Source organism: Rickettsiella massiliensis 20B, assembly GCF_000257395.1.
Classification (GTDB): Bacteria; Pseudomonadota; Gammaproteobacteria; order Diplorickettsiales; family Diplorickettsiaceae; genus Diplorickettsia; species Diplorickettsia massiliensis.
Genome location: NZ_AJGC01000001.1, coordinates 780,335 through 794,566, shown reverse-complemented (window position 1 = coordinate 794,566; position 14,232 = coordinate 780,335). Strand labels below are relative to the sequence as shown.

15 protein-coding genes and 3 pseudogenes are annotated in these 14,232 nt (G+C 39.8%); 9 read left to right on the top strand and 9 right to left on the bottom strand.

All coding sequences use genetic code 11. The features are described from left to right. Positions 1–131: 131 nt before the first annotated feature. The 4 genes from glmS (at position 132) to S3O_RS0104670 (ending at position 3,158) form a co-directional block, all read left to right on the top strand. Positions 132–1,190 (top strand): glutamine--fructose-6-phosphate transaminase (isomerizing), encoded by a 1,059-nt coding sequence (gene glmS, locus S3O_RS20660; protein WP_010597920.1) that lies wholly within the window; start codon positions 132–134, stop codon positions 1,188–1,190. Beyond that, positions 1,168–1,968 carry an SIS domain-containing protein gene (locus S3O_RS20655; RefSeq protein WP_010597919.1) on the top strand — a complete coding sequence of 267 codons (801 nt, stop codon included), beginning with the start codon at positions 1,168–1,170 and terminating at the stop codon, positions 1,966–1,968. Before glmS ends, S3O_RS20655 begins: the two co-directional genes overlap by 23 nt. Before the next feature lie 436 nt (positions 1,969–2,404). Further along, on the top strand, positions 2,405–2,788 hold the full coding sequence (locus tag S3O_RS0104675) for a hypothetical protein (RefSeq protein ID WP_029463657.1): 384 nt from the start codon (positions 2,405–2,407) through the stop codon (positions 2,786–2,788). A 40-nt stretch (positions 2,789–2,828) separates the two neighbouring features. Next, positions 2,829–3,158 (top strand): hypothetical protein, encoded by a 330-nt coding sequence (locus S3O_RS0104670; RefSeq protein WP_029463656.1) that lies wholly within the window; start codon positions 2,829–2,831, stop codon positions 3,156–3,158. A 63-nt stretch (positions 3,159–3,221) separates the two neighbouring features. Here the strand turns inward: S3O_RS0104670 and S3O_RS0104665 are convergent, their stop codons facing one another. The 8 genes and pseudogenes from S3O_RS0104665 to S3O_RS0104635 form a co-directional block, all read right to left on the bottom strand. Continuing rightward, the gene (locus tag S3O_RS0104665) at positions 3,222–3,644 is read right to left on the bottom strand and encodes a response regulator (RefSeq protein WP_010597916.1); all 423 of its coding nucleotides are present in this window, start codon (positions 3,642–3,644) and stop codon (positions 3,222–3,224) included. Next, positions 3,584–3,895, bottom strand: a pseudogene (locus S3O_RS20370) (twin-arginine translocase subunit TatC); the annotation flags it as partial. The pseudogene S3O_RS20370 and the gene S3O_RS0104665, both read right to left, overlap by 61 nt. A gap of 77 nt (positions 3,896–3,972) precedes the next feature. Next, positions 3,973–4,354 (bottom strand): annotated as a pseudogene (locus S3O_RS0104660) (twin-arginine translocase subunit TatC); the annotation flags it as partial. Further along, a complete protein-coding gene (locus S3O_RS0104655; RefSeq protein WP_010597914.1) occupies positions 4,354–4,632 on the bottom strand; it encodes a Sec-independent protein translocase family protein in 279 nt (92 codons plus the stop codon). The pseudogene S3O_RS0104660 and the gene S3O_RS0104655, both read right to left, overlap by 1 nt. 20 nt (positions 4,633–4,652) lie before the next feature. Then, positions 4,653–6,185: pseudogene (ubiB, locus tag S3O_RS16380) on the bottom strand (ubiquinone biosynthesis regulatory protein kinase UbiB). After that, positions 6,185–6,799 carry a ubiquinone biosynthesis accessory factor UbiJ gene (locus S3O_RS0104645; RefSeq protein ID WP_010597910.1) on the bottom strand — a complete coding sequence of 205 codons (615 nt, stop codon included), beginning with the start codon at positions 6,797–6,799 and terminating at the stop codon, positions 6,185–6,187. The pseudogene ubiB and the gene S3O_RS0104645 overlap by 1 nt, the downstream one beginning before the upstream one ends. Further along, positions 6,799–7,572 carry a bifunctional demethylmenaquinone methyltransferase/2-methoxy-6-polyprenyl-1,4-benzoquinol methylase UbiE gene (gene ubiE / locus S3O_RS0104640; RefSeq protein ID WP_010597909.1) on the bottom strand — a complete coding sequence of 258 codons (774 nt, stop codon included), beginning with the start codon at positions 7,570–7,572 and terminating at the stop codon, positions 6,799–6,801. The genes S3O_RS0104645 and ubiE overlap by 1 nt, the downstream gene beginning before the upstream one ends. Positions 7,573–7,842: 270 nt before the next feature. Then, the gene (locus S3O_RS0104635; protein WP_010597908.1) at positions 7,843–8,412 is read right to left on the bottom strand and encodes a hypothetical protein; all 570 of its coding nucleotides are present in this window, start codon (positions 8,410–8,412) and stop codon (positions 7,843–7,845) included. 152 nt (positions 8,413–8,564) lie between these two features. Between S3O_RS0104635 and typA the strand changes: the two genes are divergently transcribed. The 3 genes from typA (at position 8,565) to S3O_RS0104620 (ending at position 12,330) form a co-directional block, all read left to right on the top strand. After that, on the top strand, positions 8,565–10,379 hold the full coding sequence (typA, locus tag S3O_RS0104630; protein ID WP_010597907.1) for a translational GTPase TypA: 1,815 nt from the start codon (positions 8,565–8,567) through the stop codon (positions 10,377–10,379). 361 nt (positions 10,380–10,740) lie between these two features. After that, positions 10,741–10,959 carry a hypothetical protein gene (locus S3O_RS0104625; protein WP_029463655.1) on the top strand — a complete coding sequence of 73 codons (219 nt, stop codon included), beginning with the start codon at positions 10,741–10,743 and terminating at the stop codon, positions 10,957–10,959. Between the two features lie 669 nt (positions 10,960–11,628). Then, on the top strand, positions 11,629–12,330 hold the full coding sequence (locus S3O_RS0104620) for a hypothetical protein (protein WP_156792747.1): 702 nt from the start codon (positions 11,629–11,631) through the stop codon (positions 12,328–12,330). Between the two features lie 415 nt (positions 12,331–12,745). On the opposite strand, the gene yihA is transcribed toward S3O_RS0104620, so the two are convergent. Beyond that, entirely contained in the window at positions 12,746–13,363 is a 618-nt protein-coding gene (gene yihA / locus S3O_RS0104615) for a ribosome biogenesis GTP-binding protein YihA/YsxC (RefSeq protein ID WP_010597904.1), read from the bottom strand. Between the two features lie 267 nt (positions 13,364–13,630). On the opposite strand from yihA, the gene S3O_RS15365 reads away from it, so the two are divergent. Further along, the gene (locus tag S3O_RS15365; RefSeq protein WP_010597903.1) at positions 13,631–13,828 is read left to right on the top strand and encodes a c-type cytochrome; all 198 of its coding nucleotides are present in this window, start codon (positions 13,631–13,633) and stop codon (positions 13,826–13,828) included. A 44-nt stretch (positions 13,829–13,872) separates the two neighbouring features. Beyond that, positions 13,873–14,205, top strand: coding sequence for a c-type cytochrome (locus S3O_RS15360; RefSeq protein WP_010597902.1), 333 nt, complete (start codon positions 13,873–13,875; stop codon positions 14,203–14,205). Positions 14,206–14,232: the final 27 nt, after the last annotated feature.

Here is a 14,232-nt window from a genome sequence, read left to right as displayed (position 1 = left end):
GATAAAAAATTTTCGTTGACCCGCTTCAAACATAACGGCAAAGCTGAATAAAAACACGGTTATTTCCCTATATAAACCACAATAAACGAGGTATATTAAGATCGTACACGCTTTGAAACAAGAGGTTTATTATGTGTGGAATTGTCGCCGCTATTGCGCAACGTAACGTGATTCCGATTTTGATTGAAGGATTAAAACGGCTGGAATACCGTGGCTATGATTCAGCCGGAGTGGCGCTTCTCGACGATCAACAGCATATTCGCCGTTATCGTCGGGTGGGGAAAGTGGCCGTTCTGGAAAAAAGCTTACCGAAAGATCTCTCCGGATTAATTGGTATCGCACACACGCGTTGGGCGACGCATGGCAAGCCGAGTGAACAGAACGCTCATCCGCATATGTCAGGCCGTGATGTGGCGTTGGTGCATAATGGTATTATTGAGAATTACACGACCCTTCGTCAGACACTCTTAAGCGCTGGCTACACGTTCGAGTCAGAAACCGATACTGAAATTATCGCTCATCTTCTTGATCAACAATTGAAGCAAGGCCAAGATTTTTTAGCAGCCGTTTTTGCAACGATTGAACAACTCCGTGGGGCCTTTGCTTTGGTGTTTTTATATCGTTGCCAAGGAGAAACGCCGCGCCTGATCGCTGTGCGTCGAGGGAGTCCGCTCGTAGTCGGTTTAGGCTTGGGCGAAAATTTTGTTGCCTCGGATCATCTAGCACTCCTCCCTGTGACACAACAGTTTATTTATTTAAATGAAGGTGAGGTCGCGGAGATCTTTGCCGAAGCAGTGCATTTCTATAATGCAAAACGTCAGCGAATCGAGCGTTCGGCACATTACTCAACACTGGCCAGTGAACTGATCAGTAAAGGTGGTTATCGGCATTTCATGCAAAAAGAGATTTTTGAGCAGTCTGAAGCGATTCACGCCTCGTTAGAAGGTCGGATTCTCGATAATCAGGTGATCGATACACTCTGTGGTTTTCAAGCGAATGAACGACTCCATACCATCCGACGTGTCCATATTGTCGCGTGTGGGACAAGTTATCATGCGGGGCTGGTTGCGCGTCATTGGTTAGAGAGTGAAGTGGGTATTCCCTGCCGTGTAGAAGTTGCAAGCGAATTTCGTTATCAAACTATTTTAGTGGAACCCAATACGTATTGTGACGTTATCACAATCGGGTGAAACAGCGGATACGCTCGAGGCGCTGCGTCAAGCAAAGTTAAAAAAGTATGCGGCGACGTTAGCGATTTGTAATGTTCCTGAAAGTACGTTGGTTCGTGAATCCGATTATGTCTTATTAACTCGCGCTGGACCTGAAATTGGAGTGGCTTCGACGAAAGCATTTACGACCCAATTAACCGCATTACTTTTGCTCACTGCTTTTTTAGGACGTCATCAAGGTTGGGCGGCGCAAGATAATGAGCAGTGGGCACGTGAACTGCGAACGTTGCCAAGTTGGCTTGAAATGGTTTTAGCGTTAGATAAACCAGTCAAATTGATAGCGAAGCGTTTTGCTGAGAAAACGAATGCTTTGTTTATCGCGCGCGGAATACATTACCCGATTGCCTTAGAAGGTGCACTGAAACTCAAGGAGATCTCTTATATTCATGCGGAAGCGTATCCAGCCGGGGAATTAAAACATGGTCCTTTAGCATTGATTGATAAAACGATGCCCGTTATTGTTTTGGTTCCAGCGAATGCGCTGTTAAACAAGTTACTTTCTAATATTGAAGAAGTCCGTGCGCGGGGTGGAGAACTCATTATTTTTACGCAAGAAGAAAATTTGGCAATCAAACCGACTGAAAATATTACGTTGTTGAATTTACCGAAAACGAGTGATCACCTAAGCCCCATTTTGTTTACAATCCCGTTGCAATTACTCGCTTACCATGTCGCGGTTCTTAAAGGAACCGATGTCGATCAACCGCGTAATTTAGCAAAATCCGTTACCGTAGAGTAATGATCATTGTTATCTATCTAAATGCTTGTTTGTGGAATTATTAAAAATAGCTTTTAAATTTATTCTCTCTCAGGAAATCGGATCAAGTAACTCACTAAAATTTATTTCCTGATTCTTGTTTCTCACCACCTTTTTGATTATCTTATTTAAATATATTTTTTTATAAAATATTAAAAAATATTGATTAGAATTGTTTTTTTAATTTAATAGAAATTTTGGATTTTATAATATACATATTATTTTATAGAGAGTGATATCGCTTCACATACTCTAAAAAATTAAGCAAAAGCTATGATAGTAAAGTAGTAATATCATTAAGGAGGATGAAATGAAAAAACAAATCAAGAAAATAATGCTGTTATTTCTCTGCTTATTTTATATTGATACTGCTTTTTCTCAATCTAATTTGAAGTCAGGATAGGATTGCCCCGGGCGAATGCCTGCTTATTCTTGTTGTATGCGCGCTAGTTTTTATACTGACTTGAGCCTCGGCGCCGCATTTTCATCTCATTTTGGTTCGGAAAAAGCTATTATTCCCCTCCCAGCCGATCCAACAAAGCAGATTTTTTTTAATATTAAGTCGGCAGATAAAGAAAAATTTTTACCGCAAAATTTTGCAATAGGTTTTGGTTATTCTTGGCTACCCACTTGCAACAGCGCTAATTTTTTCCCCGGTATAAGTATCGGGTTAAGTTATCAGAAGACCAACTTTAAAAAAGAATCGACAGCGATGCATGTTGATGTAATGAATATCCTTAGCTTAAAATTTAAACCTATTTTTTATCAGGATACCTTGTTTGCTAATATTAAATCAATTTAATGCATTTCTTAAAACAGGAGTAGGCCTCTCTTGGAATACAATGAGTCCTGCAACAGTCGAGTCGGGATCAATAGATAATGAAATAGTTGAATTTTGGATGCCCATATCCAGACAAGTTTCTTTAGCGTTTCAAATGGGTTTAGGTTTAGGTTTAGATTTTCTAGTAAATGAAAATCTGATAGTTAATTTTGGCTATACTTATACTTATCTTGGTCCGCTACAGAGTACAAAGCCACAATTTTTTCTATATAATAAAAATCAAATACAACCAGAAGATACAAATAGAGTTAATCAAGTCATTAAAGCCGTTCATTTTGGAAACTTAACGACGCATAATCTTGAAATTTCATTACGTTATTTATTTGCTTGAAAGCAGAAGTCTTTTTTAGTTTTATTGAAAATCATAAAAAATAGTGAGAAAAGAATACATTTTTTATTTAACACTTTTTTGTATCTTTTTTAATAAGGCCATGAGTAACTCTTTGCTAATCGGTTTATAAATAAACTCGTAGACTCCTTGGCGTAGTGCAGCATAATGTTCTTCTTGGTTGGCCTCTCCAGTTAATAAAATCAATGGAATCTGCGCCAAAGTTTTTGTTGCTCTCATTTTTTGTAAAAGGGTTAAGCCATGCATTTTAGGCATGATTCTATCGGCGAGTACGACAAAAAATTGATTGGGATAATGCTGCAAATAAGTGAATGCCGCTTGTCCGTCGGACGCAACACGATAAGGATAGCCCATTTCATCTAAATAGGAAGCGAGAATATGCGTACTAATGACTTCATCTTCAGCAATTAATACCCATTTCTTTTTGGAGTTTGAAGGGTATTCTGTGGAGTGGCGAGATATCGACACAGGATTAATCCTATTTCAAAAAATAAACAAAGTGGAACTGCAAGAAGAATTTGGCACAAGACATCCGGGGGTGTCAATAACATTGCTAAAATAAACGAGAAAATAATATAGTAACGGCGAATACTCCGTAACCTGTGTAAACGCATACCCTTAAATTTGACGAGTAAGGCCATCCATAAAGGAATGTCAAAAAGCAAGCGAAGCAAGAAAAGAAATGATATGGTAAAGTTAAGATAAGACTCAATCGTCGGTAAAAAAGAGCAGGAACCGGCGTTGCGTGAATAAAAAGATTAAAAAACAGAGGTAAAATAAATTGATAGCCCAAGCCAATGCCACTATAAAATAAACCACCATTCAGTAATAAAAACCAGGCTAAAATCGATTTTTCATTCGGATATAGTGCTGGTTTTACAAATGACCAAAGTTGATAAAAGAAAAAAGGTAAGCTGAGTAAAAGCGCAAAAAAAAATTAATTGACAAGGAATCCATAATGGCATCAACAAGGTCGTCGCAATCAGTGCGTTGTTTGCGGGCAGTTGTTGACAAAGTGGTTGAGTAAATTGGGTGTAAAGGTGATTGGCAAAAGGAAATAAACTGAAAAAGAGGTAAATAAAAAATAGGAGGCAGTAAATCAGTCGCTTACGTAATTCAGTAATAAAATAGAGAAATGAACGAGTGTGAATCGTTTTTCTCTCAGCGCTTGCAGGCATTACCGATCGGTCGACGGTTTATCGTTTGACTGGTTTTTTTCTGAGTGCGAAAACGTTTTATGAAGTTGTTGCAGTACCGTTGTTAAGGTTTTAACAAGCATTTGTAATCGTGCTGGACCGAGTACTAGCAGCGTCATCAAAGCGATGACCAGTAAGGATCCGCTTGTAGCCCCATAATTTAATTTCTTTTTAAGGCCTTTATTGTTACGTTGTGGTACGCATTTACTCAGATTTTCGTACAGAAAATAACGAAATAAGAAGTAAACTGAGTCCGGCACCGCCTAATAATAATAGATTTTTATCCGTTAATAAATAAGAAAAATACTTTGCTAAAAAACCGAATCCAGCCCCTACGCTGCAGAGTAGGCCAAGGCGTAATAGAAAAGAAGAACAGAGCGATTGACGTTTCGTTGTGAGCGTCGGTTTTTTTTGATAACTGCTTCTGCGCACTCAGGCGATTGTTTTGTTGTACTTGAACTAACGTTTCAAAAAATAAATCCGGAATTTCTGGAAGTTTTTCAGCCCAATACGGAGCATAGTTACGGACTTTGCGTAAAAAAGCACGAGGACCCAGTTGTTTTTTGAGCCACTGTTCAAGATAAGGTTTGGCTGTACTCCATAAATCGAGATCTGGATAAAGTTGGCGACCCAGTCCTTCAACATTAAAGAGGGTTTTTTGTAATAAAACCAATTGCGGCTGCACTTCCATATTAAAACGGCGGGCAGTTTGGAATAAACGCAACAATAATTGACCAAATGAAATTTCTTTGAGTGGTCTTTCAAAAATAGGTTCACAAACGGTACGAATCGCCGCTTCAAATTCATTAATTCGTGTATCGGCCGCTATCCAACCGGATTCAACGTGGAGTTGGGCAACCCGGCGATAATCGCGTTTAAAAAAAGCCATTAAGTTTTCAGCTAAGTAACGTTGATCTTTGGGATCGAGACTCCCCATGATGCCAAAATCAACACCCAAATATTGTGGATTTTCTTTATGTTCAGGTGAGACAAAAATGTTACCCGGATGCATATCGGCATGAAAAAAACAATCACGAAACACCTGCGTAAAAAAGATTTCGACGCCACGCTCAGCTAATTTTTTTAGATTAATTCCTTTTTCCTTAAGCACACGGATATTCGAAATAGGAATCCCGTGAATACGTTCCATCACCAGTACTTGAGTTTCTGCATAAGACCAGTAAATTTTTGGTACATACAGTAAATCGGATGTCAGGAAATTACGACGTAATTGTGAGGCACTGGCTGCTTAAACTCTGCAATCACTTCTCGAGGCTTAAACCGATGACTTCCTGGCCAATAACGAGTGACTAATTCAGCCAACGCATAGAGAAGATCGATATCTTGTTGAATACGTTTATTAATATGTGGCCGAATCACTTTTACAACAACGGGATCGCCGGTTAAGAGTTGTGCGGTATGCACTTGGGCAACGGAAGCGGAGGCAAGGGGGGTCAAATTAAAATGGCTAAATATCGCATCAAGCGGTTGTTTGAATGCCTTTTCTATAATTAATTTGGACTTGTTCTCCTGGAAAAGGCGGAACTCGATCTTGTAATTTGGCCAATTCGTCGGCAATTGCTTCGGGAATCAGATCACGTCGTGTCGAGAGTGCTTGCCCAAACTTCACAAAAATCGGACCCAGTTCTTCTAAGGCTAAGCGAATACGTTCCCCTTGCGCGCATTTTTTATTGCCCAATCGATAAGGATTCGCATAGGATAAAAAACGAAGAGGATGAAAGACACGTAAAGAAAAAAGCCACTCATCCAAACCATGACGAAGTAAAATAACGCTAATTTGGGTCAAGCGCATTAAACGGGTGATCGTTTTCGTAGCGCGCCTTGTAGATGTTGTATTCGCCGTTGTAAATGTTCTGTGGCGTGGTTTAATTGCGTAATTTCTTCATAAAAATCTTCTAGCTCCTCCGGATAGACAAGTAGATTAGATTCTATTTGTAAATAGTCGGTGATGTTTTCACCGAAACGTTGTACGCTCTGTTTCGCCCAGGCGGAAACGCTTTTTAGAAATTGGGCGAGTGGATAAGCCAATGTATCGCCGAGGCGCTGTGCTAAAAATTCTTCCCAATCAATCGATAAATCAGCAAAAAACTGTTTAAAAGCTTGTGCAAACACCATATCTCCTGTGACTGCAATCGGAATGGCGGTCAATGCTCGGGTAGGTTTTAGAAAAGCCAATTGCATAAATTCCATGATTGAGCCGCGTAGCACTAGATCGATGGGGCCGGAATAGTCTTTGAGTAAACAAATCGCATGGGGACGGAATTGCCAATAGTAAGTCCAGCGATTTAATTCGATTTTAACGACTTTTCCGGCTAAAGCGGGCAGACGATCCAATGCTTCGGGATCCATACGCAACAAACGGTTGAGTAGGATTTCTTGTGTGGTTAACAGCGTATCTAAAATCATTAGAATTTCCAAGCACGGTGTAATGCAACAATCCCACCGCTTAAATTATGATAAGCACATTGTTCAAATCCCGCATCTTGGATGAGCACTTTTAATGCGTCTTGATTGGGGTGTCGACGAATCGATTCAACTAAATATTGGTAGCTGGCTGCATCGCGCGCGATCCATTCCCCTAATTTCGGTAAGACAGAAAACGAGTAGCGATCATAGAGTACGCGCAGCGGTTTCAAGATGGGTTGAGAAAATTCTAAAATTAATAATTGTCCGCCCGGTTTTAACACTCGATAAAAGGCATTTAAAGCGTTTTCTTTGCAAGTCACGTTACGTAGACCAAAGGCAATCGTAATGCAATCAAATTGATCATCGTCAAAGGGCAATGCCTCCGCATCGGCCTGGACGAGTTGCACATTTTCAATACAGCCATCATCAATGAGCCGATCCCGTCCAACATTTAACATCGCTTCATTAATGTCCAGTAAAATGACTTGGCCTTCCGCTCCGACACGCCGCGAAAACGCTTTAGTTAAATCACCGGTCCCCCCGGCTACATCCAGAACGTGTTGACCGGTATGAACATGACTGAGTTCTAACGTGAATTTTTTCCATGCCCGATGCCAGCCTAAGGACATCAAATCATTCATGACATCATATTTTTTGGCAACAGAACGAAATACCGCCGCAACACGTTCTGTTTTTTGGTCCGTCGGGATCGTTTCGTACCCAAAATCGGTGGTCGAAGACGATGTATTGGGTGAAGAAGTAAAATCAGACATAAAGTAATGTGTAAAAAAAACAGCGTGTGAGATAAGAAGTCATCTTACCAGCTCTTGTTATGAGAGCAAGTCATTACAACGTGCAAATGAGCAGGCGAGGGCAATTTACAGACAAAATGACGTGTTTTTTTAAAGATGACCCACTGCACGAGATTGTTTTGAGTGAATGGACACACTGTTGGAAAACCGATTGCTGGAGACAACACCTAAATTTTTTGAAAAAAGCTAATAGCGTGTTTATTTTAGAGTAAATTGTAATTTATTTTTACTTTAGTGTTTTATAGACGACCCAATAATCAGTGGGTAGGGCGTGTGTTGTCGTAAAATAGCTAAGGCTTGCTTGCTTTGTGTTTGCGTCCACAGTTCAGCGGCTTGTAAAGGGCTTAACCCCGAATCAGGATGGGCGAGCCCACGAATCGCTTGTAATACTTCCATAAGTTTCACAAAGCCACCGCTCAAAGCACGATATAATGTCCCAGACTGTGTTCGGCATAAATCGGCAACCTGAACATAAGCACGTTGGCCTAAATCGATGAAATAACGCAACTGGATACATTTTTTCTCAACACGGCCAGGAAATAAACCGGCGAGGAGCAAACATTGATCACCGACATCCCGCCAACATTCTCGTTGTTTCCCAGGACTTTCTTCAAGGCTGGCTAAGAATTCAGTGGCTAAAGGCCGGCTAGCGATATCTGGGCGGTGATTAAATTGCGCTAATAGAAAAACAAGATAACTTTCGAGTTCTTCATTTAAGGTTAAGCAACGGCTTACTTCGGCCTCCTTGACCAGAGCTTGCCATTGTGCGATGGTCGTTAAGTGTGATGAACGTGTACTCATCGGTCGTCTCCGGGAAAAGCTTCCTTATCTTGAGTGTAGAACACGCTAGCGGAAATGCCTGATTTTGCGTTATCATGCCCCCTTTTTGAACAGCGCTCTCTGCACTGAGGCCAAAACCTCGCAGAAGGCCATTATTTGACCGTATTACCATCATGATCGAAAATATCCGTAACATTGCTATCATTGCCCACGTTGACCATGGAAAAACCACCCTGGTCGATAAACTTTTACAACAGTCGGGTACCTTATCCACGCGTGCCGCACCGGTAGAGCGCATCATGGATAGTAATGCGTTAGAACAAGAGCGTGGGATTACCATTTTAGCGAAAAATACCTCCATTGAATGGCAAGGGCATCGTATTAATATCGTCGATACCCCAGGCCATGCTGATTTTGGAGGCGAAGTCGAACGGATTTTATCGATGGTTGATTCCGTTTTGTTGCTAGTGGATGCGGTGGATGGTCCTATGCCACAAACCCGTTTTGTTACGCAAAAAGCGTTCGCTAAAAATCTCAAGCCGATTGTGGTGATCAATAAAATCGATCGACCGAGTGCGCGACCAGACTGGGTGATCAATCAAGTGTTTGATTTGTTTGATCGACTCGGGGCGACTGAAGAACAACTCGATTTTCCGGTTGTTTATGCTTCTGCTCTGCAAGGGTACGCTACCTTGGATTTGAGCCAACTCAGCGAGGATTTAACCCCGCTGTTTGCAACGATTATTGGTCAAGTGTCTCCACCCGCGGTCGATTGTCACGGACCGTTCCAAATGCAAATTACGACTTTGGATTACTCGAGTTATGTTGGGACCATTGGGATTGGCCGTATTCAACGCGGCACGGCACGGACTAATATGCCGGTCGTGTTAATTGATAAAGAGGGTAAAACGCGTCGTGAAAGGGTTCTACAGGTGCTTGGGTATCGTGGTTTAGAGCGAGTTGAAGTGCCCCAGGCCGAAGCCGGTGATATTGTCGCGATTACGGGAATTGATAAACTGAATATTTCGGACACCCTGTGTGATCCAGAACAAGTTGAAGCCTTACCTGGTTTGACGGTCGATGAACCGACCATGAGTATGACGTTTCAAGTGAATAACTCACCTTTTGCTGGACTCGATGGTAAATTTATTACTAGTCGACAAATCAAAGAGCGCTTGGACAAAGAATTACTACATAACGTTGCGTTGCGTGTGGAGCCGACGGAAGATCCAAATCGCTTTCGAGTATCCGGTCGTGGTGAACTTCATCTTTCTATTTTAATTGAGACGATGCGCCGTGAAGGATTTGAACTCGGGGTTTCTCGTCCAGAAGTGATTCTAAAAGAAGTCAATGGCGAATTACACGAACCGTACGAAATGTTGACGATTGATGTCGAAGAAGTCCATCAAGGTAGTATTATGGAGAAAATGGGAAGTCGTCGTGGTGAACTAGTGGATATGGTTTCCGATGGCAAAGGACGGGTTCGTTTGGATTATAAAATTCCAACCCGCGCGTTAATTGGTTTTCGGACTGAATTTTTAACCGCCACGTCTGGGTTGGGCTTAATGCATCATGTGTTTGATCACTATGGACCCGCTAAAAAAGGAGCGCTAGCGAAACGCAGTAACGGTGTGTTGATTTCAAATCAGGCGGGCAAAGCGACGGCCTTTTCTTTATTTAATCTTCAAGAACGTGGCAAATTATTGATTGGACCACAAACGGAAGTGTATGAGGGAATGATTGTTGGGATTCATGCCCGGGATAACGATTTGGTTGTGAATGTGGTAAAAGGAAAACAACTGACTAATATCCGTGCGGCGGGTTCAGATGAGAATGTGATTCTGACACCCCCGATTTTATTTTCATTAGAACAGTCGCTTGAATTCTTGGAAGATGATGAGTTGCTCGAAGTCACGCCGCATCATTTACGATTGCGGAAAAAGTATTTAAAAGAACACGAGCGCAAGCGTGCCGGTAGAGAAAGTTAACCATATCAATGCCATAGAGAAGAAGGGAATCTTCGCTGTTTAAACCGACTTTTTATATACGATCTATTTCTTAATAGATGCTTTTTTTAATTTAGTCAATACTGGGCATGATTGATCGGTAAAAAAATAAGTCATTCTCATGTTAACGATAAACCGAGTGCCTAATACACATGGAGTCAATCTCTAAAAGAATTAATAAAGATGGATTGAGGTTCTAATCATCTAATTTTTTACTCGTCCCCTTAAATTATTCTATTTAATTAAGAGTTATTTTTTGCAAAGCGATACTTTTTACAGGAACGTGTTTTGAAAAGTATTTGCAGACAAAGTATCAACCTAAACCGTATTGACTGTTTCTGCAGTGCGTAGATTCACAGAGCAAACCAAAAAAGAAGAGGGAATTATGATTGCCGATTGGTTACAAGAGGTTACAACGGCTAAAACTTTTTTTACTTCCTCTTCTTGCTTTACAGGCTTTTTGAAAAAAGCTTCATCCTCTATGTTAGAGGTTCCACAAAGGATTAAGAAAAATTCTACCCAGGAATCTTCAAACAATATTTCTATGATACATACGCTTTAAAAGTAGAATTTTGCTATTTGATTATCTAAGCATGATAGTGCGGTGTGTGTACCGCATGTTTTAGTCTTACAGACTATTATCAATTTTTCTTCTATACATGAATAAATAGAAACCCTTTATCTTTCACAAAAGCATCATTGACCCATCAAGAGTATTCAATTAGATAATCCTCTCAGCGAAATTTATCAAAAGCTAAATAGTTATTTTTGAATAACTTATATTTTATTCATAATATTTTACTCGATGACTGTAATCCAAATTTTTAGTTTATTGAAAGATTGGGTACGAATCACGTAAATAACGGACTTGAATTAAATAAAAAGAAATAAAAATTTTGAGAAAAATTATGGGATGAGCTAGCAGTTATGTTTCACTTCGCTAACAAATACTATTTGCAATACTCTATAAATCTATCTATTATAGATAATAAATAAAGCCTAACAAGAGAAAATGGGTTTGAATAATTCGTAGTAGGATACTTGATTTTAGGTTTTAAAAAAAATAATTTGTATTATAAAAATAATCATTTAAATAAAGTCCTATCGAAGAAATTACTATACTATGCGAGCTACTTACCGTAAATTACGTTATTATTATCGAAGTTTATTTTTTTTAGCGCTCGTTTTTAACTTACTCCTTATTCTAAGTACCGCAGTTTATTTTTTTGCATTGCCTTCTGGTTTATTATTTTTAGGGTTCATAGCGAGTTTTATCCCTTTTCTTTCACCGGCCTGGATTATTTTAACGTTAACAACTGTTTTTTTATTGGGGATTGCCACGAGTGCTTTTATACATAGACGACAATTAGAAATCCAAGAACACTCTTTTCTGAATAAAATAATAGCAAGTAAAAAAGATTTACTTGAAAAGATACTGGATGAGGTAAAAACAAAAGTGGACCTGACTATTGAAAAATTAGCTAAGCGAATTGAGCGAATTGAGCGAATTGAGGAAAAAGGCCAAACAGAGATTAATTTTTTAAAAGCGATTGAAGAGATTAGATCAGAGGTCAAGCCGATTAAAGAAAAAGCTGACGAAATAGAAAGCAATATACAGACTTTCATTAAGAATGAAGAGTCGGTTAATCTTGCGCAGGAAAGTTTGGATAAGTTCCAAAAATCAGCTAGGGGCTTAATTGCAAAAATATGGCTTATTGAAGTACAGATAAAGAGTTTAGATTTAAAGCTCAAGCAGCAGATGGAAGAGCAACACTCTGAACAAAAGAGGCCAGAAGCCCTTGTTTCTGCAGTGCCTCATTCAGGTTCACTTTTATTTAGTAGAGTTACCACAGATGTTCATCATCAGGAGAATACAGACCTTGATTTAGAAGAAAGATTGCAAACTAGTAATAGTGCGCGGTTATTGAATTAATTCCTTGGGTTGTTAGGCGTAAATCGAATGAGCGAATATTTTTTCTCTAAGATCACTGACTTTCTTGCTAAGTGTCGTCTGTGGACAAAGTAACAAAGACGGATGATGTCTAATCTGTATGATTCACAATTTTCGAGATAGTTGTTTTGGTTAAGATCAAGTTTAGAAGAGAAAAGAGTGCAAATAAATGAGTGGATGAGACGTAATTTTATTCAATAATCTGTTTTATTTTGCTTTGCATCAGTGTGTAATTCTCTTATTGGTTAAAGTTCACTTTTCATATAAAAATAAGAAAAGAATAGACGGTTTGTTTTGTTCATTAGAATTAGATGGAACCTCTGCTTAAACTTAATTGCTTACATAAATTTAATTGAAAATAGCAGAGTGACTTCACTTCCTTTGTGAGGCTTAATTTTTAATTGGCTGTCGGTTTGTTATTTAACCACTGTAAAATCATACGCCGTGCTTCATGGATACCGATCGGTTTTGTGACAGAAAAGGGTTGTATCTCTGCTTGAATACTTAACTCATTTAACGTTTTCTTTGTCGTTTTATGCGATAAAAGACGTTCTTGATTCGATAGCTTGTCCATTTTAGTCAGTAGAATATAAAGAGGGATGGCATAATGTTTTGCCCAAAAAAGCATCGCTTGATCACGGGTCTTCAAGGGGTGGCGGCTATCCATTGTAATGACTAAACCTTTTAGGGATTGTCGGGTTTGCAAATAGTCTGCAATGACCGCTTCCCAATCTTGTTTTTGTTGTTCATCAACACGTGCAAAACCATAGCCGGGCAGATCAACTAAACGCTGTTGTGGATTATCGAGCGTAAAGAAATTCAAAAGCTGAGTTCGACCCGGTGTTTTACTCGTTTTTGCGAGACCTTTAATTCCGGTGATGGCATTAATTGCTGAAGATTTACCTGAGTTTGAACGACCAATAAATGCGACTTCTGAGCCATTATCTGGAGGTAATTGATTTAATTTAGCAGCACTTTTTAAAAAAGTGGTTGGAGGGAATGAAATAGTTCGCACAATAAAACCGTGCTCTTAAAAAGAGAAATAAGAAATTCCCTGGCCTTATTTTAGAATTTAAAACACAAAATTTATTATTATTATTTTAATTTACTTTGTATCAAACTAGAAAAAACTGACTATTATTTTTTTAGGTCAAAGCCTGGAGCGAATATAAAACAATCCCTATTTTTTTGCAATCTTTCAATTTTAGAAAATGCAAATGAGACTTTGTTCTTCTGGGTCGCTAAAATCATGAGGTTGAACGTTTTTAAGAGAGGGGACTCGATGAAAATCGACTATAAACTTTGGGTATTTGCTTGTTTAGTTAGTCTGTATTTAATCCATTCTGCGTACGCTGCCCCGATCTGCAATGCCGTCTTAGCGCGTTGCGCACAATGCCATGGTGTAGATGGGAATGCCCAAGCGCTGCCAAACTATTCAAAATTAGCCGGTCAGAACTCAGTGTATTTTTACGTTCCTTAGCTGCATTTCGCCCTTAGGCACGCTTTTCTCGGCAAAACCCAGTGATGCAAGCCATTGTGCAACAACTTTCACCTGTCGAGTGTGTGCAATTAGCCGCTTACTATGCGGCATTACCGACTTCGATTGAACGCGCACAAGCTGATCCGGTTCCTTTAGGAGAACGTCTTTATCGAGGCGGTGATCTCCGTAAAGGCATACCGGCATGTTTAGCTTGTCATGGTCCAGCGGGTTTAGGTAATCCGTCGGCGGGGTTCCCCCGTTTAAGCGGCCAGTATGCGGCGTACGTTGCCGCACAATTAAAGGCATTTCGTTCAGGGGAACACAAGGATGGTTGGCAAATGATGACGCTGCTGACTCAAACAATGACGGATGAATAAATCAATGCCGTGGCGCAATATATATAT

What these genes read in the sequence shown, in the direction of transcription:
- S3O_RS0104670 (WP_029463656.1), top strand. Translation starts at nt 2,829, where the DNA reads ATGAGTCCTGCAACAGTCGAGTCGGGATCAATAGATAATGAAATAGTT.
- ubiE (WP_010597909.1), bottom strand. Translation starts at nt 7,572, where the DNA reads ATGTCTGATTTTACTTCTTCACCCAATACATCGTCTTCGACCACCGAT.
- S3O_RS0104645 (WP_010597910.1), bottom strand. Translation starts at nt 6,799, where the DNA reads ATGATTTTAGATACGCTGTTAACCACACAAGAAATCCTACTCAACCGT.
- S3O_RS0104675 (WP_029463657.1), top strand. Translation starts at nt 2,405, where the DNA reads ATGCCTGCTTATTCTTGTTGTATGCGCGCTAGTTTTTATACTGACTTG.
- typA (WP_010597907.1), top strand. Translation starts at nt 8,565, where the DNA reads ATGATCGAAAATATCCGTAACATTGCTATCATTGCCCACGTTGACCAT.
- S3O_RS15360 (WP_010597902.1), top strand. Translation starts at nt 13,873, where the DNA reads ATGCAAGCCATTGTGCAACAACTTTCACCTGTCGAGTGTGTGCAATTA.
- S3O_RS0104635 (WP_010597908.1), bottom strand. Translation starts at nt 8,412, where the DNA reads ATGAGTACACGTTCATCACACTTAACGACCATCGCACAATGGCAAGCT.
- glmS (WP_010597920.1), top strand. Translation starts at nt 132, where the DNA reads ATGTGTGGAATTGTCGCCGCTATTGCGCAACGTAACGTGATTCCGATT.
- S3O_RS15365 (WP_010597903.1), top strand. Translation starts at nt 13,631, where the DNA reads ATGAAAATCGACTATAAACTTTGGGTATTTGCTTGTTTAGTTAGTCTG.